The 22796-nt window shown below is 61.0% G+C and carries 33 protein-coding genes; 16 read left to right on the top strand and 17 right to left on the bottom strand.

Going from position 1 to position 22796, the window contains the following annotated elements; translation table 11 throughout:
* The first annotated feature begins 15 nt into the window (after positions 1-15).
* Positions 16-285, top strand: a complete 270-nt coding sequence (locus ABIE56_RS04750; RefSeq protein ID WP_429242690.1) for a hypothetical protein — start codon at positions 16-18, stop codon at positions 283-285.
* Here ABIE56_RS04750 and ABIE56_RS04745 read toward each other — a convergent pair.
* From ABIE56_RS04745 to ABIE56_RS04725, 5 genes are all read right to left on the bottom strand, one after another.
* The gene (locus ABIE56_RS04745; protein ID WP_429242689.1) at positions 249-905 is read right to left on the bottom strand and encodes a J domain-containing protein; all 657 of its coding nucleotides are present in this window, start codon (positions 903-905) and stop codon (positions 249-251) included. The two genes, ABIE56_RS04750 and ABIE56_RS04745, sit on opposite strands and share 37 nt — an antisense overlap.
* Positions 902-1489: a hypothetical protein gene (locus ABIE56_RS04740; protein ID WP_429242688.1), complete on the bottom strand. Its 588-nt coding sequence runs from the start codon at positions 1487-1489 to the stop codon at positions 902-904. The genes ABIE56_RS04745 and ABIE56_RS04740 overlap by 4 nt, the downstream gene beginning before the upstream one ends.
* An 80-nt stretch (positions 1490-1569) precedes the next feature.
* Positions 1570-1809 carry a hypothetical protein gene (locus tag ABIE56_RS04735; RefSeq protein ID WP_429242687.1) on the bottom strand — a complete coding sequence of 80 codons (240 nt, stop codon included), beginning with the start codon at positions 1807-1809 and terminating at the stop codon, positions 1570-1572.
* Between the two features lie 75 nt (positions 1810-1884).
* Positions 1885-2046, bottom strand: a complete 162-nt coding sequence (locus tag ABIE56_RS04730) for a hypothetical protein (protein ID WP_429242686.1) — start codon at positions 2044-2046, stop codon at positions 1885-1887.
* Entirely contained in the window at positions 2043-2261 is a 219-nt protein-coding gene (locus ABIE56_RS04725) for a hypothetical protein (RefSeq protein WP_429242685.1), read from the bottom strand. The genes ABIE56_RS04730 and ABIE56_RS04725 overlap by 4 nt, the downstream gene beginning before the upstream one ends.
* A gap of 45 nt (positions 2262-2306) precedes the next feature.
* Between ABIE56_RS04725 and ABIE56_RS04720 the strand changes: the two genes are divergently transcribed.
* From ABIE56_RS04720 to ABIE56_RS04700, 5 genes are read left to right on the top strand one after another with little or no spacing between them, the layout of a single operon-like run.
* Complete coding sequence (locus ABIE56_RS04720; RefSeq protein ID WP_429242684.1) at positions 2307-4220, top strand: head maturation protease, ClpP-related; 1914 nt, start codon at positions 2307-2309, stop codon at positions 4218-4220.
* Positions 4220-4504 (top strand): hypothetical protein, encoded by a 285-nt coding sequence (locus tag ABIE56_RS04715; protein WP_429242683.1) that lies wholly within the window; start codon positions 4220-4222, stop codon positions 4502-4504. The genes ABIE56_RS04720 and ABIE56_RS04715 overlap by 1 nt, the downstream gene beginning before the upstream one ends.
* Entirely contained in the window at positions 4504-5145 is a 642-nt protein-coding gene (locus ABIE56_RS04710; protein WP_429242682.1) for a hypothetical protein, read from the top strand. Before ABIE56_RS04715 ends, ABIE56_RS04710 begins: the two co-directional genes overlap by 1 nt.
* An 8-nt stretch (positions 5146-5153) precedes the next feature.
* Positions 5154-6320: a hypothetical protein gene (locus tag ABIE56_RS04705; RefSeq protein WP_429242681.1), complete on the top strand. Its 1167-nt coding sequence runs from the start codon at positions 5154-5156 to the stop codon at positions 6318-6320.
* Between the two features lie 2 nt (positions 6321-6322).
* Positions 6323-6805 carry a hypothetical protein gene (locus ABIE56_RS04700; protein WP_429242680.1) on the top strand — a complete coding sequence of 161 codons (483 nt, stop codon included), beginning with the start codon at positions 6323-6325 and terminating at the stop codon, positions 6803-6805.
* A 182-nt stretch (positions 6806-6987) separates the two neighbouring features.
* Here ABIE56_RS04700 and ABIE56_RS04695 read toward each other — a convergent pair whose 3' ends face one another.
* Both ABIE56_RS04695 and ABIE56_RS04690 read right to left on the bottom strand, forming a co-directional pair.
* The gene (locus tag ABIE56_RS04695) at positions 6988-7263 is read right to left on the bottom strand and encodes a hypothetical protein (protein WP_429242679.1); all 276 of its coding nucleotides are present in this window, start codon (positions 7261-7263) and stop codon (positions 6988-6990) included.
* On the bottom strand, positions 7264-7935 hold the full coding sequence (locus ABIE56_RS04690; protein ID WP_429242678.1) for a YoaK family protein: 672 nt from the start codon (positions 7933-7935) through the stop codon (positions 7264-7266).
* A gap of 164 nt (positions 7936-8099) precedes the next feature.
* On the opposite strand from ABIE56_RS04690, the gene ABIE56_RS04685 reads away from it, so the two are divergent.
* A complete protein-coding gene (locus ABIE56_RS04685; RefSeq protein WP_429242677.1) occupies positions 8100-8309 on the top strand; it encodes a DUF3606 domain-containing protein in 210 nt (69 codons plus the stop codon).
* Here the strand turns inward: ABIE56_RS04685 and ABIE56_RS04680 are convergent.
* The 3 genes from ABIE56_RS04680 to ABIE56_RS04670 form a co-directional block, all read right to left on the bottom strand.
* Positions 8299-8592, bottom strand: a complete 294-nt coding sequence (locus ABIE56_RS04680; RefSeq protein WP_429242951.1) for a hypothetical protein — start codon at positions 8590-8592, stop codon at positions 8299-8301. The two genes, ABIE56_RS04685 and ABIE56_RS04680, sit on opposite strands and share 11 nt — an antisense overlap.
* 388 nt (positions 8593-8980) lie before the next feature.
* Positions 8981-9220, bottom strand: coding sequence for a hypothetical protein (locus ABIE56_RS04675; protein WP_429242676.1), 240 nt, complete (start codon positions 9218-9220; stop codon positions 8981-8983).
* 113 nt (positions 9221-9333) lie between these two features.
* Entirely contained in the window at positions 9334-9606 is a 273-nt protein-coding gene (locus ABIE56_RS04670; protein WP_429242675.1) for a hypothetical protein, read from the bottom strand.
* Between the two features lie 471 nt (positions 9607-10077).
* Here ABIE56_RS04670 and ABIE56_RS04665 point away from each other — a divergent pair, with 471 nt between their 5' ends.
* Both ABIE56_RS04665 and ABIE56_RS04660 read left to right on the top strand, forming a co-directional pair.
* Positions 10078-10578 carry a ferritin-like domain-containing protein gene (locus ABIE56_RS04665; RefSeq protein ID WP_429242674.1) on the top strand — a complete coding sequence of 167 codons (501 nt, stop codon included), beginning with the start codon at positions 10078-10080 and terminating at the stop codon, positions 10576-10578.
* Between the two features lie 178 nt (positions 10579-10756).
* Positions 10757-10960, top strand: a complete 204-nt coding sequence (locus ABIE56_RS04660; RefSeq protein ID WP_429242673.1) for a hypothetical protein — start codon at positions 10757-10759, stop codon at positions 10958-10960.
* A gap of 67 nt (positions 10961-11027) precedes the next feature.
* Here the strand turns inward: ABIE56_RS04660 and ABIE56_RS04655 are convergent, their stop codons facing one another.
* Positions 11028-11171: a hypothetical protein gene (locus tag ABIE56_RS04655; RefSeq protein ID WP_429242672.1), complete on the bottom strand. Its 144-nt coding sequence runs from the start codon at positions 11169-11171 to the stop codon at positions 11028-11030.
* Positions 11172-12071: 900 nt separating this feature from the next.
* Entirely contained in the window at positions 12072-12962 is an 891-nt protein-coding gene (locus ABIE56_RS04650) for a manganese catalase family protein (protein WP_429242671.1), read from the bottom strand.
* Between the two features lie 748 nt (positions 12963-13710).
* Between ABIE56_RS04650 and ABIE56_RS04645 the strand changes: the two genes are divergently transcribed.
* Together ABIE56_RS04645 and ABIE56_RS04640 are read left to right on the top strand one after the other, a co-directional pair.
* A complete protein-coding gene (locus tag ABIE56_RS04645; protein ID WP_429242670.1) occupies positions 13711-13962 on the top strand; it encodes a DUF3606 domain-containing protein in 252 nt (83 codons plus the stop codon).
* Positions 13963-14453: 491 nt separating this feature from the next.
* The gene (locus tag ABIE56_RS04640) at positions 14454-14927 is read left to right on the top strand and encodes a tail fiber assembly protein (protein ID WP_429242669.1); all 474 of its coding nucleotides are present in this window, start codon (positions 14454-14456) and stop codon (positions 14925-14927) included.
* Positions 14928-15930: 1003 nt separating this feature from the next.
* On the opposite strand, the gene ABIE56_RS04635 is transcribed toward ABIE56_RS04640, so the two are convergent.
* The gene (locus tag ABIE56_RS04635; protein WP_429242668.1) at positions 15931-16056 is read right to left on the bottom strand and encodes a hypothetical protein; all 126 of its coding nucleotides are present in this window, start codon (positions 16054-16056) and stop codon (positions 15931-15933) included.
* Positions 16057-16613: 557 nt separating this feature from the next.
* On the opposite strand from ABIE56_RS04635, the gene ABIE56_RS04630 reads away from it, so the two are divergent.
* Positions 16614-16877 (top strand): hypothetical protein, encoded by a 264-nt coding sequence (locus ABIE56_RS04630; RefSeq protein ID WP_429242667.1) that lies wholly within the window; start codon positions 16614-16616, stop codon positions 16875-16877.
* A 1412-nt stretch (positions 16878-18289) separates the two neighbouring features.
* Here the strand turns inward: ABIE56_RS04630 and ABIE56_RS04625 are convergent.
* Together ABIE56_RS04625 and ABIE56_RS04620 are read right to left on the bottom strand one after the other, a co-directional pair.
* Entirely contained in the window at positions 18290-18466 is a 177-nt protein-coding gene (locus ABIE56_RS04625) for a hypothetical protein (protein ID WP_429242666.1), read from the bottom strand.
* A 149-nt stretch (positions 18467-18615) separates the two neighbouring features.
* Positions 18616-19377 carry a hypothetical protein gene (locus ABIE56_RS04620; RefSeq protein WP_429242665.1) on the bottom strand — a complete coding sequence of 254 codons (762 nt, stop codon included), beginning with the start codon at positions 19375-19377 and terminating at the stop codon, positions 18616-18618.
* A gap of 390 nt (positions 19378-19767) precedes the next feature.
* Between ABIE56_RS04620 and ABIE56_RS04615 the strand changes: the two genes are divergently transcribed.
* The 4 genes from ABIE56_RS04615 (at position 19768) to ABIE56_RS04600 (ending at position 21725) form a co-directional block, all read left to right on the top strand.
* The gene (locus ABIE56_RS04615) at positions 19768-19959 is read left to right on the top strand and encodes a hypothetical protein (protein WP_429242664.1); all 192 of its coding nucleotides are present in this window, start codon (positions 19768-19770) and stop codon (positions 19957-19959) included.
* A gap of 241 nt (positions 19960-20200) precedes the next feature.
* A complete protein-coding gene (locus ABIE56_RS04610) occupies positions 20201-20485 on the top strand; it encodes a hypothetical protein (RefSeq protein WP_429242663.1) in 285 nt (94 codons plus the stop codon).
* A 200-nt stretch (positions 20486-20685) separates the two neighbouring features.
* The gene (locus ABIE56_RS04605; protein WP_429242662.1) at positions 20686-20889 is read left to right on the top strand and encodes a hypothetical protein; all 204 of its coding nucleotides are present in this window, start codon (positions 20686-20688) and stop codon (positions 20887-20889) included.
* Positions 20890-21089: 200 nt separating this feature from the next.
* Entirely contained in the window at positions 21090-21725 is a 636-nt protein-coding gene (locus tag ABIE56_RS04600) for a hypothetical protein (RefSeq protein WP_429242661.1), read from the top strand.
* On the opposite strand, the gene ABIE56_RS04595 is transcribed toward ABIE56_RS04600, so the two are convergent.
* On the bottom strand, positions 21673-21999 hold the full coding sequence (locus ABIE56_RS04595; protein WP_429242660.1) for an AlpA family phage regulatory protein: 327 nt from the start codon (positions 21997-21999) through the stop codon (positions 21673-21675). The two genes, ABIE56_RS04600 and ABIE56_RS04595, sit on opposite strands and share 53 nt — an antisense overlap.
* A 54-nt stretch (positions 22000-22053) precedes the next feature.
* Positions 22054-22632: a hypothetical protein gene (locus ABIE56_RS04590; protein WP_429242659.1), complete on the bottom strand. Its 579-nt coding sequence runs from the start codon at positions 22630-22632 to the stop codon at positions 22054-22056.
* Positions 22633-22796 lie beyond the last annotated feature (164 nt).

The raw sequence follows: 22796 nt of genomic DNA, 5'->3' as shown, positions 1-22796 counted from the left end.
GCACCGGGAGGCAACATGCTTGAGATTCCAATTTGCCCTGACGCTGAGACGGGCGAGACTCGAACCCTTTGCTACGACTCGCATGGCTACACGGTTGTCATGGCTGGCAAGGTCGTCATGCAGTACCGGCTCGAGCCTATTTGCTACCAGCTGGGCAGGCATGAGCGGGAACAGATCGCGCTTATCCACGGTCTGCAAGACTCTGGCGAACTGCGGATGGCCGAATGGGTTGCACATAATGGGCAAATTCATTCGGTCTCCTGGGCGCCATTCGCGCGGCAGTAACCGACCCAGGCTTTCTGGACCTGGTCGAATTTCTCGGCGTCGCCGCCGTTGTCCGGGTGGTGCAGCGAACGCAGGTAGCGGTACCGGTCGCGGACCTCCGTCTCGGACGACTCGGGCTTGATGTTGAAGACACGGGCCCAGTCCGCATCGGGCGACTCAATCGCTACGAATCCCTTGAATGCCCGGTCGAGTATGGCGGCCCCGCCGTGGCGCTCGATCGCGCGCATGGCTTCCAGGGTTGCCGCGATCGCGGCGAGGTTGTCGGCGACGCGGTCGTACTGGTCGATGGCCATGCACTTCGGCGGGGCATTGCGCTCGTTACGGCGCTTCCAGTACACAGCCACGCCCGGGTCGCGCGGCTCGGCCTGACCGGAGCGCGGCAGGCCGTCCATGCGCAGCACGAGGTTCGTGCTGATCACCATGTCATCGTCGGAGACGCCCATTCGCCCGAGCTCGGCGCGCACGCGCTCCCCCGCCTGGCTGATAGTCAGCTGCGTGTGGGTCTTCCAGGTGTTCGTGCCCGATTGCGTCTTGCGGCCGAAGCGCGCACGGTCGCGGCCGTGATCAGGCGTGCGCTTCCAGCCTTCGGGCCATGCGAGGGGATAAGCGGGGATGCTCATTCGGAAACCTGCACTTCGTGGGCCTTGGCCGCACCGTCGTAGGCGACTTTGAGGCGGGCAATAAGGGCTGGCGCTTCGGGACCCTCATCGCCGAGCAGCCGTGCGTGGATCTCTTCGTACGCGGCGGTGCACTCGCGGAACGAGTCGTCCTTGTTGACGCCCAGGACTTCCCACCAGTTGTCGCGCTGCGGTGTCTGGGCCTGACGGGTAGTCGCGGGCAATGGCGTGGCGTGCACGGCCGGCGCGGAGGTGGAAACAGCCGTCACACCCTGACGCGGAGCGCACACCGGATCTGAACCCTTAAGCTCGGCAGCAAGCCCGACCAGCCACCACGCAGTGGAGCCGCCGCGGCGGTCGTCGCGGATGACCTTGCCAGCCTCGGCCATCTTCCGTAGCTGGCGCCTGGTCTGCGATCCGGACAGGTCGGCCTCGTCGGCTATGTCCTTCAGCAGGGCGCCGTACTGGACCGCCGTTCGGTCGCCGGCACGCAACGGGTCGGAACCTACGTGCAAGGCGATGGAACGCAGGCAGGCACGCTTCAGGGCTTTCTCGAAGTCTTCGGGAGAGACGGTCGTGCTGGTCATGCGATGTCCTGAATGTTCTTCGCGAGGTTGGCCTGGTTGTCGAACCAGCCGGAGAAGAGGTCGGGCGTGCGCGGCATGGGTTATTCGTCGTCGTCGACGACCGATGCCACGAAGGTTTCGAGAGAAGCGATCAGCACGCGTGCCTGCTCCGGTGTGAGGAGCGCTTCTGTCTCGATGCGCTCGCCGCCAAGTCCGTCGTTCTTGTCCTTGGCCGAGTTGATCCGCAGCCAGCAGGTCGGAACGATTGAGCTGGAGCCGTCGACGGAGACTTTCTCGCCGTAGCGAGCGGTGAATGAGCCGTAGGTAACGCCACGTGGCATTGCAAATTCCTTGCCGGCGATGCCGGCGCTGTTGAATAGGTGCCCGGTCAAACCGCCGGGCTCGGGTGATGCCGCTCAGCGCACGGGGGAGGGGAGGGGATGCGCAGGTGCGGCGGAGACGATGACCAGGGCTATAACCCACGGCAGGACGAGCAGCGCAACGGCAGCTTTCTCGTCCATGGGCGCGGCCATCCACCAGGCGAGTGCGCCTTGAAGGCGCTGTTCCAGGCGGCTCACGAGGTCACCCCTGCGGCCCGGGCAAGCACAGCGAGGCCGAGCAGAAGGCATAGGAACCAGCCGCCGCGGTCTTCCAGCCAGCACTGGAGCACCGGCGTGGATGAGCGCGAGTGCTTCGCCCGGCGGATGCGCTGCGCGCGCACCTCGCGGTCGCCGTGAACCTTCGTGGTGGCGTAGTGCAGGGCGTTGCGCTGCTGGATCGTGAGGCGGCTCACCTGCGCACCCATCCGTTCTGTGTGATGTGCCTGGTGCAGATGGGCTTGGCCACCGAGGCAGATTGCCGCCGCGCATTCGATGGTGAGGTCAACGTCAGCGTGCTCGGCCTCGCGGCGTCGGCCGCTTCGATCATCGCCATGGCCGGCGACACCGTGCAGATCGCCCGGGCTGGCTTCTTCATGATTCACAACGCCTGGGTCGTTGCCAGTGGTAACCGCAACGACCTGCGCGAGTACGCCGACACCCTCGAACCGTTCGATCGCGCCATGGCGGACATCTACGCCGCGCACACGGGCGAGAGCAGGGACGACATGGCAAAGCTCATGGATGCCGAGACATGGATCGGCGGGAGCGACGCCGTCGAACAGGGCTTCGCCGAATCCCTTCTCGCGTCCGACCAAGTCGAAAAGGGCAGTGCGAAGGCCAACGCATCGGCTGTCCGCCGTATCGAGAGCGCCCTGCGCGCCTCCGGCCTTCCGAAGTCCGAGGCCATCGCTACTACCAACTCGATTCAGGCGCGGATTCCCGCGGGCACGTGGATCGTTCGCGCGCGCGCCGTGGGCCGCCTCGGCCTTCCGGGCCCGTGGAACCAGAACCCGGTGGACGTATCCGGCGCGCCGCCGGTTCTGGGCGAGCTGACCAACTTTGTGGCCACGCCCATGGTCATGGCCATCCTGCTCACCTGGCAGATGCCCGACCGCCTGAACCTCATCGGCGCCGACGCCGTGGAGATCTTCTTCGGCACGACGCCGACCCGGGCGCAGGCCGCGCCGCTCGCCACGGTGGCATTGCCGGCGAACAGCTACTCGCTCCTGAATCTGCGGGCTGGCGACGAGTTTTACTTCTGGGCCCGCGTGCGCGGCACGGATACGGGGAACTACGGGCCAGAGATCGGCCCCATCCACGGCGAGAGCAGCAGCGACGCGGCCCAGATCCTCGATTACCTGACGGGCAAGATCAGTAGCACCCAGCTGGCGCAGGATCTCCTTTCGAAGTTCGATGCCATCGACGACCTACAGGCGTTCATCCAGGCGCCCGAATGGGAGGCCGCGAAGGCCTATGCGATCGCGACCATCGTGGCTCATGGCGAGCGCCTCTACAGGGCGGTGCAGGCAATCCCGCTGAACGGCCCTGAGCCAGGCACAGATGCAACCATGTGGCGCGACATCGGCGCGCGCGTGCAAACCGCCTATGGCCTCGTGGGATCGATCTACGACACGAACCTGCAGGTTCAGGACCTAGGCGATGCCGTTCAGGCAACGGCGTCACGTACCGATGCGATCTACGCCCAGGTGAATCCGAAGGGTGCAGGCGAATACACAGGCGATGGCGATGACGCGGCTGACTGGGAGACGCTGCCGACCGCAGGTTATTACTCCTACACCCTGGCTCAGGTGTATGGCGATCGCGCACAGGCGAGTCGTACGGATACCTTGTCGGCCCAAGTGTCGTCGGTCACGGGCACGGTTTCGTCGTATCAGGCCTCGATCCAGCTGATCTCGAATGCCCAGGCATCGCTCGACGGCAAGGTCTCGGCCAGCTACACGATTAAGACCGAGATCGCAGCGAACGGTCAACGTTACCTTGCCGGCATCGCCGTTGGCGTAGACTACAGCGGCGGCACGGTAACCTCGCAGGTGCTGGTGAACGCAGCGACCTTTGCCGTATTCGACGCATCGAACGGGGGCGCAGCGGCAAGGTTTCCGTTCGTCATTACAGGTGGCCAGGTATTCGTCGACAGCGCCTTCATTGCTAACGCCTCGATCACCACGGCGAAGATCGCCTACCTGCGGTCGGCGGCCACGGACTCCAACGGCAACCCGCTCTGGGAAATCGATCCGAACGGGGCGCTGATACAGCGCGGTTCCGGGTCTGGCTTTCGCACGGAGCGTGATGGTGCGGGCGCGCGCCTCTACGACGGGAACGGAACGCTCCGCTTTCGCTGGGGCGCCTGGTAATGGGTGTCGGTGCCCAGGTCTTCGACGAGAGCGGAAACCTGATAATCGACGTCACCACGCGCCTTTCTCGCCTCTTCGGATCGCTGGTAGTCGGCGCGGGCAGTACGGGCTCGGTCAACGTCCCAGACTCGGGCACGGGCGCCATCTGGTACGCGCTGTACACGGCCAATGGGAACAGGTACTCGCCGGTGATGACAATCTCGGGCGACACCATCTCGTGGTCCCCACGCGGCGGCTTTCCCGGTGGCGCCGTCGACGCCACCATGCTGTACGGGCGCTACTGATGACGGTCGGATTCCAGCTCTTTCTCGCCGACGGCGTGACTGTCCAAGCCGATGACAAATATCGCAACCTGACCGTGCGCGAGAAAGGATCCGCGGCGACGACGAACCTGTCGAACGCCGGCGGAACGTCCTTCGTGGTGTTCTACCGCACCGGTCTGACGATGCCACTGATCGCGGTCGCGGGCACGGGTTTCGCCGTGGGGCAGATCTGGTTCGACACCGCGGGAAATCGGTGGGGAATCATGCTGGTGTCCGGTGGTGGCGTGGGCACGCAGGTGCCGTATTTCATCTTCGACGTGCCGTTCGATACGGACCCTCACCTGGGACTACAGGTGTTCAACGCCGCGGGTCAGAAGACGTTCGACATCATGCAGAAATACATGCGCATTAACGACATGTATTCGGCTTCGGCCCGGCCAACCACCACGAGGAACTACGACGCGGCGAGAACCTATGCCTGTATCCACATGCAGGTGGGTTTCAGCATATCGGCGCAGGCGGGTAACACGATGCTCTATGCGACACGCGCGAACGCGGGGGTGGTAACGGGGCAGGGGATGATTGTGGATGGTCCACAGGGCGTATCAACCATTAACGAAGGGACAGCGGTGATCCTGGTCATCGATGTCTCCAACTACTGAGGAACACCATGTCCGTCCAGCCTGTCGATTTCCGGCCCGTCGCCCAAGGTGGCGACAACGGCACGTCTGCCCTCATGAAGCTGAGCCAGAACTGTGTGGAGCTAGACGCCCGCGTTGACGATGTCGAAGCCGGCATTGCCGATGCCACCGCATTCAGTTCGCGGATGAAGGCCTTCCGTAACCGCGTCATTAATGGCGATTTCCGCTTCTGGCAGGCTGGCCTGACGGGATCGCAGACCTCCGTCAATGCGGTGGGATGGGGTGATCGCTGGCTGTTCCAGGCCTATCCCGGCAGTGGCGGATCCGGCAACAGCACGATCACCGGAACGGCGCAGGCATTCGCGCTTGGGCAGACCGACGTGCCCGTTGAGACGCCATACTTCTGCAGATTGAAAGCGTCCACCCTTGGCTCGCAGGGCGGCACCGGCTCGATCATCCGCATGTTGCAGTACATCGAGGATGTGAGGACCTTCGGCGGCCAGGTTATGGCTGTTTCGTTCTGGGCCAAGGCGGACTCGAACCGCACCATCGTGGTAGCTGCAGCCCAGGCGTTCGGCACCGGTGGTTCCGCGGCCGTCGTGGTTAACGGGACTGCGGCCATAACGACCGTATGGGCCCGCTATACCGTCTACTTGACGATGCCCAGCGTGGCCGGAAAGACGGTTGGCACCAACAGCAACGTGAACCTGTCGTTCTACCTTTACAACCAGGACACGACTGGCGGCGTAACTCCCGTTGGCACGTGGACGACGGCGGCCTATCTCGACATATGCGGTGTGCAGGCCGAGGCGGTGGCGACCAACACGACGCCGGCGACCGACTTTGAGTACCGGGCGCTCCAGGTAGAACAGCTTTTGGTGCAGCGCTACAGCCGCCCCACGTCACAACTCATCACTGGGCGATTTGGCAGTTCGTCCAGCGTACGATTTTTCCAGCCCCTCAACCCACCGATGCGTCGCACGCCGGACATCTCGTTTATCACGGCGAACCTCAATGTCGAGGCAACTCAAGTGGCGATCTACAGCATGAACACGCCAGCGGTAGGCCTGTCCGGCGGAAACGAGACGTGTGTTGCCATCGACCTCAATGGAACGATCAGTGGTGGAACCCCTTCGGCCGGCGCGCTCGCGCAGCTGAATACGGCCAATGCCTTTATCCTGCGCGCGGAGTTCTGACGATGTACGTCCTTACCAGCGATCCCAATGTCGTGTTCAACGCCGAGGCCGGCTCCACGGTGAGCATCAACAGCTCCATCGAATGGGAGGCATATCAGCAGTGGCTGGCGGCTGGCAACGTACCAGAGCCCGTGCCTGGCCCTTCATTCGCTGACTATGTCGCCATGTTCACCGCCGGCTTGCAGCAGTGGATGGAGGACACGGCGAAGCAGAACGCCTACGATTCGGTGCTGTCGTGTGTGTCCTACAAGGATTCTGGGGTGGCGCAGTTCGCCGGCGATGCCGCCGCGATGATCGCGTGGCGGGACGCCCTGTGGAAGTGGGCGTCAGCCTGGCAGATGGGTTTCAACGGCGAGTTGCCGGCTACCATCCCTACCCTGGACGAAGTGAAGGCGATCGCGCCGCAACCTGGAGCTTTCAGCTGGGTGGTGCACACGCCTGGCCAGATCATCGACAGCCAGGCGCCCGTCGAGCAGACTGCCTAAGCCGCCGGCGGCGGGGTCATGAGCTTTGCCAGGCGAAGCATGGCCACGCCGTAGCGTGGCCCCGGCTCCCTCGATCGTTCCCCCTGCCGACCTCGTGACCGCAACCATGGGGACTTGCTCGGATGGTCCACTCCAGCTTGCATCGGAGCATCCCGCAGAAGGCGGTGCGATCCGCTAACACCTCAGATATCGGTCTCTTTCGGGCCTCTATCGAGCCATCCCGCAGGCCTGTTCATGGCCCACTCGATCTCTCGCGCCATGGCGTCTGTGATCTCGGCTCCCTTCCGTACATTGGCCACGGTGCCGGTCGCCATGCCAAGAACCTGATCGATGAGCAACGCCGACTCGACACCATCGCTTTCCAGTTCCTCCATGATCGAGCGAAGGTTGGCCCGCCGGTTAATCTGTAGCGAGTCAGGAATATAACCTGGCGAAGAGTGGCGCTTGTTTGTTGTCATTTAAGACTCCGACAGTCGTTTTCGCAGGCACAGGCTGGCAGATAACACTGCAACCACCGCAGCCAATGCCGCACTGCCAAGCAGGGCATTGCCTTCCCATCGTTCATACATAACGGCTCCTGCCACGGCCCCCAGAACAAAACTGGAGATGACCAGTGCGCACACCGCGACCCGTCGCGAATCTACCGGGCCAGCCCAGGTCCGCTGACCTAGCGCTATTCCAATGTCGGTAAACATGCCCGTTAGGTGAGAGGTTCGAAGGACGGCGCCTGTTGTAAGGGAGGTGGTGCCATTTTGTACACCGAGAGCAAGTGCACAGACCATCAGCCCCGATGCAGGCGCAAGTTCGATGACCCTGCTTGCGATAGCGAGAAGGATGGCCACGGTCAAAATCAGGGCGGCGATACTCGCTGATGGGATCCATCGTGGCCCTCGTGCCAAGGCTGAGCTTAGAGCGCATCCGAACGTGAAAAGCCCGATGATTGCCGTCGCATGAAGGAGGAGCCCCGTGTCTCCCGCACCGATCCCGATGCCTGCCTCGGTCGAGATGCCGGTAAGGTGGGTAACGCCGCTGTGCCGCAGGGTCAGGAGGGCAACGGCATTAGTACTTCCGGCGACGGCAGGGAGAAGTGCTGCCCACGCCCATACCCATCGGGGGAATGACGGAATCATGGATGTCTCATGCTTGAGGCCTGTCCCAATCATATGGGCATCGGGCAGCATCGAACACTAGCTCTGGACTTTCATTTGGTTAAAGCCCAGGACCACGAGGTCGCGACGGAATCACCACATGTCTAACGGCAATTTGTGGCCGCGACGACCTGGCGAGCACCCACATGACCGACGATAAACGCGCCGATCCAGTAGGGACCTCGCGACACATTGATCTGGCCGACGAACAGGGCCTTCAACTGTGGTCGATTGTCCTTGGAATATCCGTTCCCGCAATCCTTACAGCCGTCGAGGCGGTAGGCACCGAGGCCAGGGCGGTGCAAGCGGAGATCGAAGCGCACCCGAGCATTTACGGGCGACCGTCTAAGCGGTAGTGCAAGTCCGCCTGGATGGTGGACTCAGGGCCTTGGCCAGCCTCAGCATGGCGTGCCCATAGCCTGGGATGGGCTCATTGCCGGGTGGTCGCAGAAGGACCACTATGGCTTCTGCGGCCTCTGCCACGTCGAGAAGGCCAATTCCTTGCGCTGCTGAGAGGATCAGCCGGGCCCGGAAGCGAGCCTCATCCAGATCATCCGCGAGGGCGGCATCATTCATTGCGATCGCGTCAGCGGTTAGTTGTGCCAACTGGAGGATCGCTTCTTCGTCGATACGGATCATGACATAGCATAGCGCTGGCCGTGTCCCGCCGCATAAGATGGGCCCGCGTATCGTCGCCGGCCCATGCCTACCGTCACCTGGACAACCGCCACCAACCCGGCCCACGCGATCCATGCCACCCTTGTCGGGAGCAATAAGCGTTTCGCCAGCCTTGGCCGTACGGCTATGGGCCTGCAGTTATGCCTATATCCCAGCGGGGCGACCGGAGAGGGGCGAAACCACCGCGTGGCATCCGTCGCGCAGGGCAAACGCTTCTTGGACAGGTGGATCAGGCACCACGAGGCGAAAGTCCTCCGGAACAGCACCGTCAGCGGGCAGCCCGGCTGGAGGCTAGCGGGTTATTCCTTGCACGATGTCAGGGACGAAGGGGCTCAAATCTCGGTCGACCCTAACTCTGTTTCCGACCAGGGTTGATCAGGTCAGCTAGCCGTAGCATCGCGTGCCCGATATCCGACGACGGTGCAGATCCCAACGGCCCGAGAGTGATCTCGATCTCAAAAGCCGCTCCGGCGATTGCCCATAACCCAAGTGCTTTTGCGGCTTTTGTGACCAGATGGGCGCGAAACCTGGCTTCATCGAAGTCGTGAGCGATGGTTGCACCGGTAATGGCAGCGGCATCGGAGTTCATTGCCGCGAATCTCGCTGTCGCTGAGCTGTCGATGCGCGTCATAGTCAAGAGCATACGCGCTATATCGCGCGAGCAGGCGATTCGGTGGTCGGCTATCCGATACCCCCCTAAAGTCACGACGGCATACGTAGCCTGTCTGCCAGTCTGAGGATCGCTTGCCCGTAGCCGGGCTCAGGTAGGGAGCCGACGCCGCCGAGCAGCTCTGAGACGTCCCTGGCAGCTCGCCAAACCTCGGTGCACTCGCTTTCCGCAGCCATGACTCGAATCAGATGAGCCCGGAAACGGGCTTCATCGAAATCACGGCCGAGAAGGGCTTCATTCATGGCGATTGCTTCGCGGCTCATCTTCGCGAAGTTGAGTATCACCGCTGTGCGCAAACGGTTCATGGGCCTGATCGTACGTGACGTCTCGCAAGTTTGTGCGTACTACTTTCGGTCTAGGCCTTCAACCTGGTGAGGGTGACGAATAGGCACGACAAACTCTCGCCATCCGCGTGAGGACATGCATGCAGCGAAGTCCCTACACCGTCACCTGAATAAGGGAAGTCTTCAGGTCTCCCTAGGAGGCCTCATGATTAGCGATCGCACAAACGCCCGCACTACCAATCCCGGTCCTATCGGTGATCCGACAAGGCCCGACAATCTTCCAGGCAAGCCGGTTAAGCCAGAAACGGATGACCCCACGCCGGTGGAGAGTCCAGAAGTTGAGCGTCCCTCAGGCGAATCGCCAGCGCAGCGTTGAGTTCGTTGGGGAGTTCGGTTAGGCCGGATCGTCACATGGATGATTGAAGGCGTCACCTCACGTTAGCGTCTTGCCCAATCTCGAAGCGCATGCTGAGTCTTCACTTGGAGACGCACATGACTGTAAAAACGATCGAAGAACTATTCGTCCACGAACTTTCCGACATCTACAGCGCGGAAAAGCAGTTGACAAAAGCACTACCAAAGCTGGCGCGGGCCTCATCCTCGCCCGAGCTCGCGGAGGCATTCGATTTGCACCTTGACGAAACGATGGGCCAGGTTGACCGGATTGATCAGATCGTTGAATTACTCGGCATTAAGTTAAAACGCATGAAGTGCGCGGCAATGGAAGGTCTTGTTGAGGAAGGAAAAGAAGTCATCGAGGAGATAGAAAAAGGCCCCCTGCGCGACGTCGCATTGATCGGCGGTGGCAACAAGGTGGAACATTACGAGATAGCATCGTATGGCACCTTAGCGGCCATGGCTAAGCAGCTTGGATATACCAAGGCTGTACCTCTTCTTCTTGAAACGCTTGCCGAAGAAAAGGCCGCCGACAAGAAACTGACGATGCTCGCGGAGCAAGTGGGAAGGCAGAAAAGGGTGGAGAAGGCGGCCTAACGTTTAAATGGCGGTAGTTTCGGTAGCGGCCTCTCGAGGCCGCTACGTGTTCGGGACCATTCTAGAAATGGTTGCCGTGTCGCGGGTCGGCCTCGTCCAGGGCGTCTGCCAACATCACCATATACGGACCGACGCCTGCGCCGGGAGGAAGACCTGGCGGGCCCAAGGCAACGGCCAAATGCGCCGCAGCCTGAGCGACGCCTCTAAGGCCTATAACGTCGGCATTGCTGGCAACAGCCATTGCGAGGAATCGCGCCTCATCGAAATCGCCATTCAGCGTCGCAGCGTCCAGGGCGAACGCGTCCATGACGAGACCCGCATGGTTCATCAGTGCGGTTTCAAGACTAGGCAAGGCAGGATATCCGTGGGATTGCTCGGCTGACACGTAAAGTTCAGGGCCATGGCGGGAACCAGAGTACGGTGCTCGACCACCGTTCTCGGAGGCCTAATTACTTCTGGGACTTCTGCGAGTGACTTTCGTCCTTGCCTTCCTTACGGTCGTTCTGGCCTGGTATTTCGCCAGTTTTCTTGCCAGTGTCGCGGTTTGGCTGGTTTGGCTGGTTCGGTTTCTGATTGCGGTTGTCGTTGCTCATGTCGATCTCCTTCGGGTGAGCATTGATCCTGGTCCTGTAGGCGTGACGGTGGCAGTAGTTTGTCGTTCCCAGCCGGTGAGGGGATGCTCGTTCGTCAAACTAACCGAGGATTCGCGGCACGGTAACTGTAGACGGGACAATCTAGAATCGAATAAAGGACACTTCGATGCTTGGCGGCGGCCACATGACACTTCTATACGGGTCGCGCGGCCTTAAGGCTGCTGGGACCACCGTACTGCCGCTTAGCCAGGAAGCTTCGGTCGTCAGGCCTAATCAGGAGGCCGAGGACCAAGCGGCCCATGACGTCTACGCAAACGAGGGAGGCGCCATGGCCGATGTTCCCATGAGAGACTCGGATTGACAGTGCAGCTGTCTTGAGGCGCGACGTGTTGTCGTGCGAATGCTACGATCGGCTTGGGTTTAGCGGTCCCGACGGTGGCGATGACTCGACAGGGATTCCTTCAGGCCACACTCCTATTCGGTCCGCATTGCAGATGACAGAGCCTCGATCGCTGAAGCTGCACCCTACGACGGCATTTTCAGTGCCGACGTTTCTACGTTTCCGCCGGAACGGGCGGCGTGGTGTGCACCTTATCGAAGTGGTGAACGAAGCCGGAATTTGCTTCCGTTCTTTTTACCTACCAGCTTCGATTGAGTCGTCTAGCCGAGAGCGGCCTGATGCTGATGTCGTAGCCCTGATAGAGGCTTGGCTATTCGCTGGCCTGAGTCAGCGCCATCGCGCGGTGCCGTGAGCAACAGTCGGTCATTGCCAATAAATGGCCAGCTATATAACGTGCCGAGCAGCGCAAATCAGAAGCATCGTCAGAAAGAGCGCAGCCAAGATAAGAGGTCGGCACCTCAAAGGATGCCGCCTCCGGTAGTACAAATGAGCCGCCGGGCTCATTTTTCCTTCTGTTCCTGCGTCACGGTTCCCAGATCCGTTCCCGTAATGGGGTCGCGCCCAGGCTCTGATGCTCCACGCGTGGCGAATGCAATGATTGCGATTTCTTCGGAAGAACCTAGCTCAACCGAGGCTGTGCCGTCGCCGTCGTCGAAAGGCAGCGTCTCATCACTGGGGACGACCACCTGCCATTGCTCACCACGGTTCCATGGGCCGCCTGCGTCGCCTTCCCCACGTGATGCGTTGACATAAACGTTGGTGAATCTCGGATCGCCGGGTAGCTTTCCGGGCGGAAAGCTCGAATCCATTGAGTAGAGCGCCTTCTCGAATGATTTCTGATGCGCGATCTCACGTGTCATGAGGAAGGTCAATGCGTCCCGAACCCCCACATCGTCTGTCACGTTGATCAAACGCTCATATACGATCTTCGCTCGCGCCTCCGCAGCTATATTCGATCGAAGGTCGGCGGTGGGTTCGCCGATTGAATCAACGTAAGCCCCGCTAAACGGAACGCCGGCACTGTTGACCAAGGCAGGGCCTCCCCCAAAGAGAATCTGCGTCACATGGCTGTCGTTGCCCGCGCCCTGAAGCGCTCGGAACATCTCTTCCTGCTCTTCGACCCCTTCGGCCAGTAGGCCCTTTCCGCCTCGATTGAGCATCCCGATGATCGAGCCTACGATTTCTAGATGGCTCAGCTCCTCCGTCGCGATGTCGAGCAGCATATCCTTCCGTCCAGCATCTTCCTCGCCAATCGCTTGGGTAAAATACCGCATGGCAGCAGCCAGCTCGCCTTGGGGACCACCAAACTGCTCCAGCATGAGATTGGCAAGCCCGGGGTTCGACTCAGACACACGAACGGTGTACTGAAGTCTTTTGTTGTGCGTGAACATTGGGTACTTCCTCGAGAGACGTCGCCCGCGATCAGCAACAGGGGTGAGCAGCTCAACTGGCTGCTGTACGCCATGTTCCCCCCTCACTTAGAAAGGTCCCGTGCTGCGCTCGATGTCCGGCCATCACGTCCCGGACACCCAGTGTGATGGCCTGCGTTGTAGCGAGGGGTTAGTCGCCACTGTTCAATCGGCTGAGACGTCCGCTGAATACGCGCCACGCAGGTCGGAGTTAAGGGCGGACATTCCGAGCTAAGTGGAGTCGTGTTCCACGAAACATGCGCCAGATCCGCGCGCACATTGATCCCAAGTGCTGGATACGCTGTGAAGGCGTCACGCTTCACATGCAGCAGTCATCCTCCACCGTCACTTATGACGGCACACGATTGAGGCTCCTAGCGTGAAGTGCCACGATGAGCCGAGTAACTTACCTTTTCGAAAGGGAGCCACCGAGAAATGCACCTACGAGTAATGCGAGGTCGGTAGACGACCCGTCGGGAGATCCACCATCCCCCGGCCCGAACAGGGAAGGGCACGGAACGCCGGACCGGGAGGTTGATGATTCAGGGCTTGATGCCCCCGAAACACTACTAACGACGAAAATTCGATCGATAGGCCGAGCCGCTAATTTGCTATGCACAATTTCGTCGCTCCCGGCGTCCCGGCAGAACCTTCGTGTTTCGCCGGGCTTTTTGACTCAGAGTACGCGGGACCACGGACTGCCGGGTCTTAGCCGACCGGGTTGTGATAAATGCCAGGCCTTTGGTTCAACGTGACGCGCGCCCATGGGGAGACGATTGTGAGCGATGAAGAGTGGCCGGAAGGCAGCACGTTGAAGCACATCGACTTGAGCGACGAACAGGGCCTGGCGCTCTGGTCGATCGTGCTGGGTGTATTGGTCGAGGCAATTCTGACCGCGGTCGAAGCTGTCGGACCAGAAGCTTGCATGGTCCAGAAGGAGATCGAAGCCCACCCGCATATCTATAAGCGGTCGACCGAGTGATGGCTGGCTGGCTAGTCATCGTGATTTTAGCTGTAACCGCTCGGGTGACCGCGCGTTGGCTGGAGCGGCGGCTATAGCGTCACAAGTCCGCATCCGGGTTGCGCGACGACGCTGGGATCGATTCTTCCTATCCCCGGCGGCCTCGGCGGATCGAACGGCACGGCAAGCGCGTCCACGGCGGGTGTCTTCCCGAATACCGTTGGCGTGACCGACCCCACCGTCACGGGTGGAACGCTCTTAAAGTCGCAGCTGAGCGTCTCGGGCATCCCGGACATCGTCTTGGGGCTAGTCCTTGCGTGGTGGCGCCGGTGGGGACACTCCATTCGGTCGCGGAGCCATGGCCGCCGCAGCCCCATCGGCTGGTTTGACGGGCTCTGGCTTCGGCTCCGGTGGCGGTGGTGCGGCCCAGACCAGCAGCAACGTCGGCCAATCGGGCGGCAACGGTACGGCCGGCATCCTAGTCATCTTTGAATTTGCGTGAGGACGTTCCCATGAGTGACGTGAAGACGTATGCGGTGGTGCAAGATGGCGTGATCGTCAACGTGGTTGCCTGGGATGGCGTGACGGCCTGGGAGGCGCCTGACGGTACGGAAGTCGTGGAAATTCCGGCTGACGTCAATGCGGGCATTGGCTGGTCCTTTGCCGCAGGGGTCTTTACCGCACCCCCACCGCCGGTAACGCCGCCAACGTCCGCTGATCAGATCCTGGCGGAGAACACCGCCCCCCGAAATGCCATGCGGTACGCAGCCACTCGAGCCATCCCGCCGCTGCAGGATGCCGTCGATATCGGCGAGGCAATCGACGCCGATGCATCCATGTTGAAGGCATGGAAGACCTTCCGCGTCGCGGTAAACGGCGTTGTGCTCACCGCCAACCCCAGCTGGCCATCACCGCCTCAGGTCGGCTACGGGGCAGCGCAAGCTCCTGCTACGCAGGAGGCCTGGGCTCGATCGGCGGTGTCATGAGCTTCGCCAGACGAGGCATGGCGTCGCCGTAGCGCGGTCCCGGCTCCCACCATCGTTCCCCCTGTCGACCTCGTGACCGCTACCATGGGCCATGATCGAATGGTCCACCCCAACCTGTATCGGTGCCCGTCCTTCGCACGCCACTAACTCTCCGCAAAGAGGATATGTAAAATCGGCGAGTTTGCGGTATTTCGGTTTTGCGCCTTGGAAAGCCAAGCTCGCCCTCATGTCTATGATCCGACCGTACAGGCATGCCGCCGGGCGTGCCTGCAAGTTCTCATCAATGAACTGGATGCGGAGGGCGTGCGCTCCTGGAGAGCACTGGGTAAGGTCTTGGGTGGAATAAGCGGAAACGATCTCAAGGCACTGGTTACAGGTGAACCGATCACTGACGAAGTTGCACGTGAAATGGAGTGGGCCATGCACAGGCCCGCTGGATGGATGGATGGTGGCCGCGCTTCCGCTTTGGATGATTGGGCTGAAGGCGAGCGCCCATGACGAAATCATCGATTCGCTCACAAAAAAACAACACTTTCATAGCTAACTTAACGCCAGTGGCGCGGTTATCCCCGTACCCCCGGCTGCGTCACCCTAGCCCCTGTCCGCTGGCAGGGGCTTTGCATTTCTTCGGTGTATAGGTAAGCCACGCCTCGACCTCGAACGCTGACATGTCAGTCCATGGATAAGCGCCGATCTGTTGAACAATACCCGACCACGGTCTTTGGATTTGCAACGTTTCTCCGGCTGCGTAGGAACCCGGCCCTAGGTATCAATGCCGTGGAGCTGGTCGACGAAGCGGGCAACTGCTACTACTCGTTCAGGACGTCACGATCCATGGAGCTAGAGACGCGAGAGGTCACTGGCTCTGCGGCTTTGGAAGTGATTGAAGCCTGGATCTCCCGGAGCTTCCGTGCTCGACCTGTGCCATTCGCGTTCAGCAGGCCGTCGGGGAGCGCGCGTGGCTAGGGGAGGGGCATGGGACCTGAAAGCCCTCATCCGTGGGCTAATCAGCGACGGATACCTGGTTGATGGCTCGCCAGCGGAGCAGGTCGCCAGGCAGATCCTCGACGGCGGCGAGGATTCGCTCTCGAGAGAGCAACGTATGGTCTTCGAGCGGTCTCTTCTTCACGCGGTCAGAGCCTACGCCAATGCAGAACCGAGGCTTCGCATCCTAGAGCGATTGATGCGGGACGGCTGACCAGCCAGGTAGACGTGGGCTAGGAGCTTAGCCAGGAGCAGCATTTCGGTCCCGTATCAAGGGAGCGGTTCCGTTCCAGGCGGCCCAAGGAGTTGTTCGATTTCGCTAGCCGTCTGTGCGACAGCGTTCCACCCCATTTCCAGCGCGAGGTCGAATATCCAACGAGCGCGGAACGGGCCTCGTCGAAGTCGCTGGCTAGGGCGGCGTCGTTCACCGCTGTCGCGTCAGCACAGAGCTGGGCGAAGCGGAGGACGGCATCTTCGTCGATAAGGTCCATGGGGGAAGGTTAGCGCCGGTGGAGCCTCGTGGGCTGAAGCGCTTGCGACACGGCCTGACAGACCTGACTGAATACGCGGGCGTCACTCAAGTGCAAGGAAGGGTAGTCAGGTGCAAATCTGTTCCACTGATGTCTCCGTGACGAAGAATTGTCGTGCTTTTCATGCATTTACGGCAAAATTGGTGGCCGTCAGTCCACCGATCACTTTCCTATGGTCATCCTGGATCTTCCATTCGCTCATGCCGGGGAGGGCGGTCCTTGGTACGTGATTGAGCAAGGCTCTGTTACGGAATTCGAGACGCGGTTCTTGGCTCTCTCGTTCGCGAATGCGCGTGCCCTTCAGTTGGCGCGGTCCGGCTTAAAGGTGCTCGTGAATGTGGAAGGCGAGGACGGTGTTTGGCGACTGTTCGACGAGCACCTCAAAGCATCTCTTGATGCCGGGGTTAACCGTGCAGGATTCCGTCAAGGAGGTTGACTGGCAGGTGCGCGGCCGCGATCTGTATGCGGTCCCTTGCCCCTTGCCATCGTGCTGGCTACTCATCGGCTTGCGCGCTGTAGGCGATGCCGACCAATAGGTCCGCGAGATGTAGCATCGCCTTCCCGAATCCGTGCGTAGGTGGCGTATCTATAGGCCCGAGATACAAGAGGACCCGGAGTGCCGCCGTGCGTATCTCCGCGAGCCGGGCGTGCCTGGCCTTCGCTGCGATGCTTGAGGCCCAGAATCGCGCGCCGTTGAAATCGTCAGCGGTCGCTGCGCGGTTCATCTCAATGGCCTCATGTTTTAGGTCTGTCGCCAGCACGACGAGAGACCGCGCCTCTCCCCCCATTTTACCTCCCACACGCTCATCCGGTGGCAAAGTACTTGCAGGCGATCAAGTCGCTGTTGAGAGATCCTCAATGTCGTGTTCACGGGACCGAGCCTCCGTACCCCCACTCATCCAGCCGCGCGGCTTAAGCAACACGTGCTCGACGTGCGCGGCGAACAGAGCATCGATGCGCCCCCCGTCCAACATGGCCTGAAGCCGCCTCGGCGTCACCACGTTACCTAGGTAACGGGCCTGGGCTTTTCGCGAAGACATACCTTCACGCTCCAGCACGGTGATGACGGCGCGCAGCTTGGCTAGACGGGCGGCTTGTGTCGGCATGCAGGAGGATACGTGCGAGGGAGGAATTCGGATGCAGGGAGCAAAAGACCCGCCCCTCCACGACGACGGCGAAGCGGTGTCGGTTTTGCGAACGGGCCTGTCGTCGCTGCGTGGCTTGCCGGCCAGTTTAGGGTCCGGTTTGAAACGGGATGGAGCGGTGCCAATTACCGCCCGCGAGGTGGCGGCACGCCGCCCGTCCTTCGCATCGCATCGGCGAGAGCCAGGAGTTGGGTCCCATATCCTGTCGCGGGCGTAGTGCCTACGGGGCCCAGAGCGGTCGCCAGCCGTTCCGCAGTAATGGCAACCTCAATCAGGCCTGCGCGCATGGCCTTCACGGACATCCGATGGGTCAAGAAGCGCGCCTCGTCGATGTCGCCACATAGCATAGCGTCGCCCAAATCCGCGGCATCGGACATAAGGTCCGCTACTCGGTCATCGGCGTGTTCAGGCGAGGTCATTCTCCGACGATACGCCGTTTTTGCATGTAGGTTCCACCGCAGCCGCGGCCCGCGACCAGCCTAGGGAATCATGCATCGATCAGCCTGAAACGGGCTTGTCGCGCTTCGCCGCCTCATATTGCGTGGCGGCGCATTTCAGGCAGAGGCCGGGAACATACAGGCCAGAGTGCCGTTTGCATCGGTTGTAGCTGCCACGCCTCGGACGGGGCACTCTTTCCAGGCGTTCGCTACCTCGCGCCGCCTATCGCGCTGGCGCTGCCATGCACTACGGCCGTAGAAACCCATCAGCGGCGCCTCATGGGCCGGACAGGGCGGACCGTGGGGTCGCAGACGGGACACCGGCGGTCGTTGCGGTAGCGCTCGCGGTGGCGCTCACAGAACAGATAACCAGTGCCGCCCGAGCTGGTATTGCCGGCGGTGCCATTGCGCCATGCGCGCTGGGAGGATCGGAACGAGTTCATGTGGTCATTCTCTAACCACATGTTCTCAACGATCGCGACAGGATTACGTCTTCAGTCTTAGCGGGTGGCTCGGCGGGTTGCCAGTCAGGGGCAACGCCGCCGGGCCACAGGTCCAGCGAGGTCGTGGTTCCCCGCTGAACCGTCGATTTTCAGACCGTAGAGTCAAACACCTGGGCAGACAACCCGAGGAATGCGGCTCCATTGCCCACCCGCTGCGAACTGGCGGCCAGAGTGTCGTCGAGCAACGTGACCTGCATCTCGCTATAGCTCATCGGGCGTGCAACGCGCCGCGGGCGGTCGGCTTCAACCCTGGACAGGTTGCGATCGGCTTCAGCTCTGTGGCAGGGCGGGGTGCAGCAGTTACCTGAAACCTGCTCGCAACAGCTGACCACGTTGCAGCACTGCACATTACCTGCGGTACAGCAGTTGCAGGAGAGCGGGGATGCCGTCAAATCCAGTGCCGGCGATCCGCCCCATTCAGAACTGACAACGGCCACCGGCGGCGCGGCTGCCACCTTCACGGTCACATCAATAGGGGATGCAACGCGGGCCAGGCCTTTGGTGCCGACGTTCAACTGCACGTCGCTACCGAGCTTCGCCTTCATCGTGGGCTCGGCACGCAGCGTCCACTCGCCGTTGGCACGATCAAAGACCATCAGATGGACACCAACAGTGCCAGGGTCCGCTGCAGCCACCGAGACCACAACGCGAATGGCATTTTCTGCGGACGAGCCCGGCGGTGTCACGGTGAGATCGGCATTGCGATCAGCGGCAATCTGAATACTTGGCTTGCCCACCACGATCCCATTGCGCGCCACAGAGAGATCGACCTTGAAAGTATCGGTGGCGTACGCACCCATCGACGTGCATCCCACCAAGAGCGCAACGCACGTAAGTAACTTCTTAAACATAGCTAGTTCCCTCAGATGATCCCCTGATCCCAAGAAGCTTCCGCAGGGTGCCCAATCAGCTGCCGGCCGGTCAACGATAAAAGGGTGACATCTGTAGCGGGGGCCTAATCTTGCCGAAATTGGCTAGAGGTAGACGCGCCACTGCTGCGTTACCGCCAGCAACCTGATTGCTACGCTTGCTGCCGGACGTCGTCCCAGCCCCTGAGGAGTGCCTGCCGCGGGCGCCGGCTCTTCGATCGCTTCGTGTGGTCATCTTGACCGATCGCTCTCACGAATGGAGATGGGGAACGGTCGTCACGTCTGTGAAGACGTCACATATGGTCAACGCTATCGGGTGCTTTTCGTCACGGCTGATTGGGAAGGCTTGCGCCTCACCACCTGAGAACGACTATGACAACCGATCCCCGCGAGAATCAGAAGCCCATCGGCGATCCCACGTCGCCCAGTAAACAACCACCGTCGCCGGATGCACCTCCTGGTGACGCTCCCCAGAGAGACCCGAACAAGCGCGACCGCCCGATCGATGATCCGCAGCCGCCGGATTCCGACCCCGGCGATAGCGACCCGGATATCCATGGCTGATTCCTTTAGATCGGGCGTCACGCGTCCTCGTCCGCCAATCGCGGCACCAATGGGCCGCGCCACCAATTGTGGAGACAAGCAATATGGCTAATGAAAAGAATGCCCCGGAAAAGCACCCTGGACAAAACGACGTCCCCGAAAACCCGCGCAATCCAACACGGCGCCGGGATACAGACGCATCGGGCGATCCGGTCGATGGCACCGGGGAGGACAACCACACGCAGAAAGGTGGATGACCCCTATGCTGCAACTTAATCCACCACTGCCGCTCAATACCCCCAAGGGTGAGGGCTTTGCCCACTTCCTGATCGACTACGGTCCCGAGTCGGACCTGTACTGGACGGTCTTCATCACCGAGACGGGCGAGATCTGGACCTTTGCGAATCGCGAGGTACGCGCGTCGAAGAACATTACGCTTGGCCGCACCTCACCGTCGCAGCCGCGTCCAGCTCCGGTCCGTCGCGTCGATAACGCAGGAAACCGGGGAGAGCGCGCTGTAGTCCCCTTGGGTTCGAAAGACGCGTGAGCGCCCGTTCGGTCAAGGGCCGAGTCATAGCGTCAAGATTCGCCATCCCGGGCTACCCGGCGGGCCGTTATAGCCCGCCGGCTTTTTGCCGGAGCACGCGTTAAGCCACCTAAAAAGCTGGCCGACAATGCGGTGACGAATCGCTGACGCGTTCAGAGGGATTTTGCGGCCCACACCACGCAGCCGAACAGGGGCACAGGATGTCTAATGAAGAGAAGCGACCTCGCGAAGGCACTCTTCGGTTCATCGACCTGGGCGATGAGCACGGCCTGGTTCTATGGGGCTTGGTCCTCGGTGTCCCAGTAGAGGGTATCTTAACGGCGGTCGATGCCGTCGGACCGGAGGCGCAGCTCGTTCAAGCCGAGATTGAGGCGCATCCCGACATCTATAAAGCCAAGTCCTGACTATGTGGTCGCCGAAGTTCTGCTGCGGCCATATCGGAAGCGTACTCCCAAGCCAATAAGCTGCACTCGAACCAACGTACCCCTGATTAACAGTCAAGTGGTCTCTGTCAGCTAGTTCGAGCGTCTGGCTCGACGGCCGACTCGGCCGCAGCTAAGATCGCGAGAAACTGCGAATCTAATTTTGGTCAGGGAAGGCTGGCATGACGCGCACCGTGGAATTATTCCTCGTCGTTGGCCTCATGGTCATTGTGGGGTTTACCAGCGTTCTGCAGTTTCAGCAGCGTCGTAGATACCGGGATGACGACTCCCCGATGGAGCTTGCCATCGCCCGCGCTCGGCAACGGGGCGGCACGCTGCCGCCTGGTGCGGATGCCAATGGTCAGGAACTAATCTTGCCGCACCCGATGGCCCGCCTCTTTGCTTGGCTCTCCGGTCTGGGCTGCCTCGCGATAGCGGGGCTCATTGCTCATTGGTGGTGGCACTCGCCCGGGCGCGCGTTCAGTACTGCCGGCATTGGGCTCTTTTCCCTTGGAATGTTCTACAGCTTGCTCGCGTTCAACATGGCGGTGACACGAGCGTTGATGGATCAAGACTCTTTCGCGTTGAAAACGCTATTCCGTTCGTGGAAAGTGCAGCGCACCGACCTTGTGGGATGTTGCTGGCTCAAGCGGTTTCCTGCTGGCTCCGGCCAGTGGTACGTCGAGCAGGTGCTAGTCGATCGGGCAGGCCGGTCCTATCGAATTCCGAACATTTTGAAGGATCGGATCCCCCATGGGAGCTGGGTCAGGCAGCTCGAAAACTACAATAGTGCTTGGCCGCCGTCCTGGCCCTGGTAAGGCGCTGAGAACCAGCCCTGCCCCTTGAGGGGATGGGCGGCGACCTACGTTGAAGGGCGGGCGGCCCGGCCGTTGCTTCACGTTCGGCTACGCGCGCTTGGCACCACTCCTGAACCTCGGCCTCCACCCAGGCCGAGGTAGACAGTGTCAGCTTTACCTGACGAGGGAAGGCTCTATCGGCAATCAGCTTGTAGACCTGCGATCGGCTCAACCCAGTCACCGCCATAACCTCGGGCAGGCGAAGAAATCGAATCGGACGATCTGCTGCGGCCATATGGGAAGCGTACTCCCCAGTCACTAAGCTGCACTCGAACTAACGTCCCCCTGATTAACAGTTAGGGGTCGAACGGATATGCGGAAATTTCATGGCCTTCGCATACGCCATCGCCGGCTCTTCGAGCTCATAGCCGGTTTCATACTCGACTACGTTCCAAAGTTGGACTGGCCGCAGCCAGCCTTGGCGTAAAAGCCCGTCGATGGCCAGCTCGATCTCTCGGGATGACATTTCTTTGTTCAATTTCGTCAAGGTATCGAGCAGATGCCCGCGAAGAACTTGACGGTCTAAGAACCGCAGGACCCTCACGATCTCGGCCTGGATCTCATCTGGTTCAAATGGCGCCGAGGGTGTCTTCGTGCCTGTCCTAACCTGTGCCGCGACGGCGTCCGCGGCCGCATTGGCTGCCGTGTGACCCACCCGTCGTCCAACGTGATACGCCGCCAGAGCAATCAGGACGGTCCCAAAGAGGATTGCCAACCATGGGACTGAGATGGTTCCGACCAGCCATGTCAGACTGGGCAGCCGAGCCTTGATCCAATCGCGGACACTCTCGACGCTCACACCGGCGAATGGTAGCCAGGCGATTAGCCAAAGCGACCACTCCCGGAACTTGACCGGCCTCGTTTCCATTCGAATTTCCCCCGTAAAAATGCCGAAGCGATCCTAGGTTCGTCAGGGGGTTAACCGCAAGAGCACCGTAATTTGCAGTGAGATAAATCAATGATTTAGCTGCTTTCACTATGGGACTTAAAATCCCTCATCCGAAAGGGTATGTGGGTTCGAGTCCCACTCCG

This window comes from Luteibacter sp. 621, from assembly GCF_050435445.1.
GTDB lineage: Bacteria > Pseudomonadota > Gammaproteobacteria > Xanthomonadales > Rhodanobacteraceae > Luteibacter.
The sequence above is the reverse complement of the archived record's forward strand: the minus strand, read 5'-3'. Positions and strand labels throughout refer to the sequence as shown.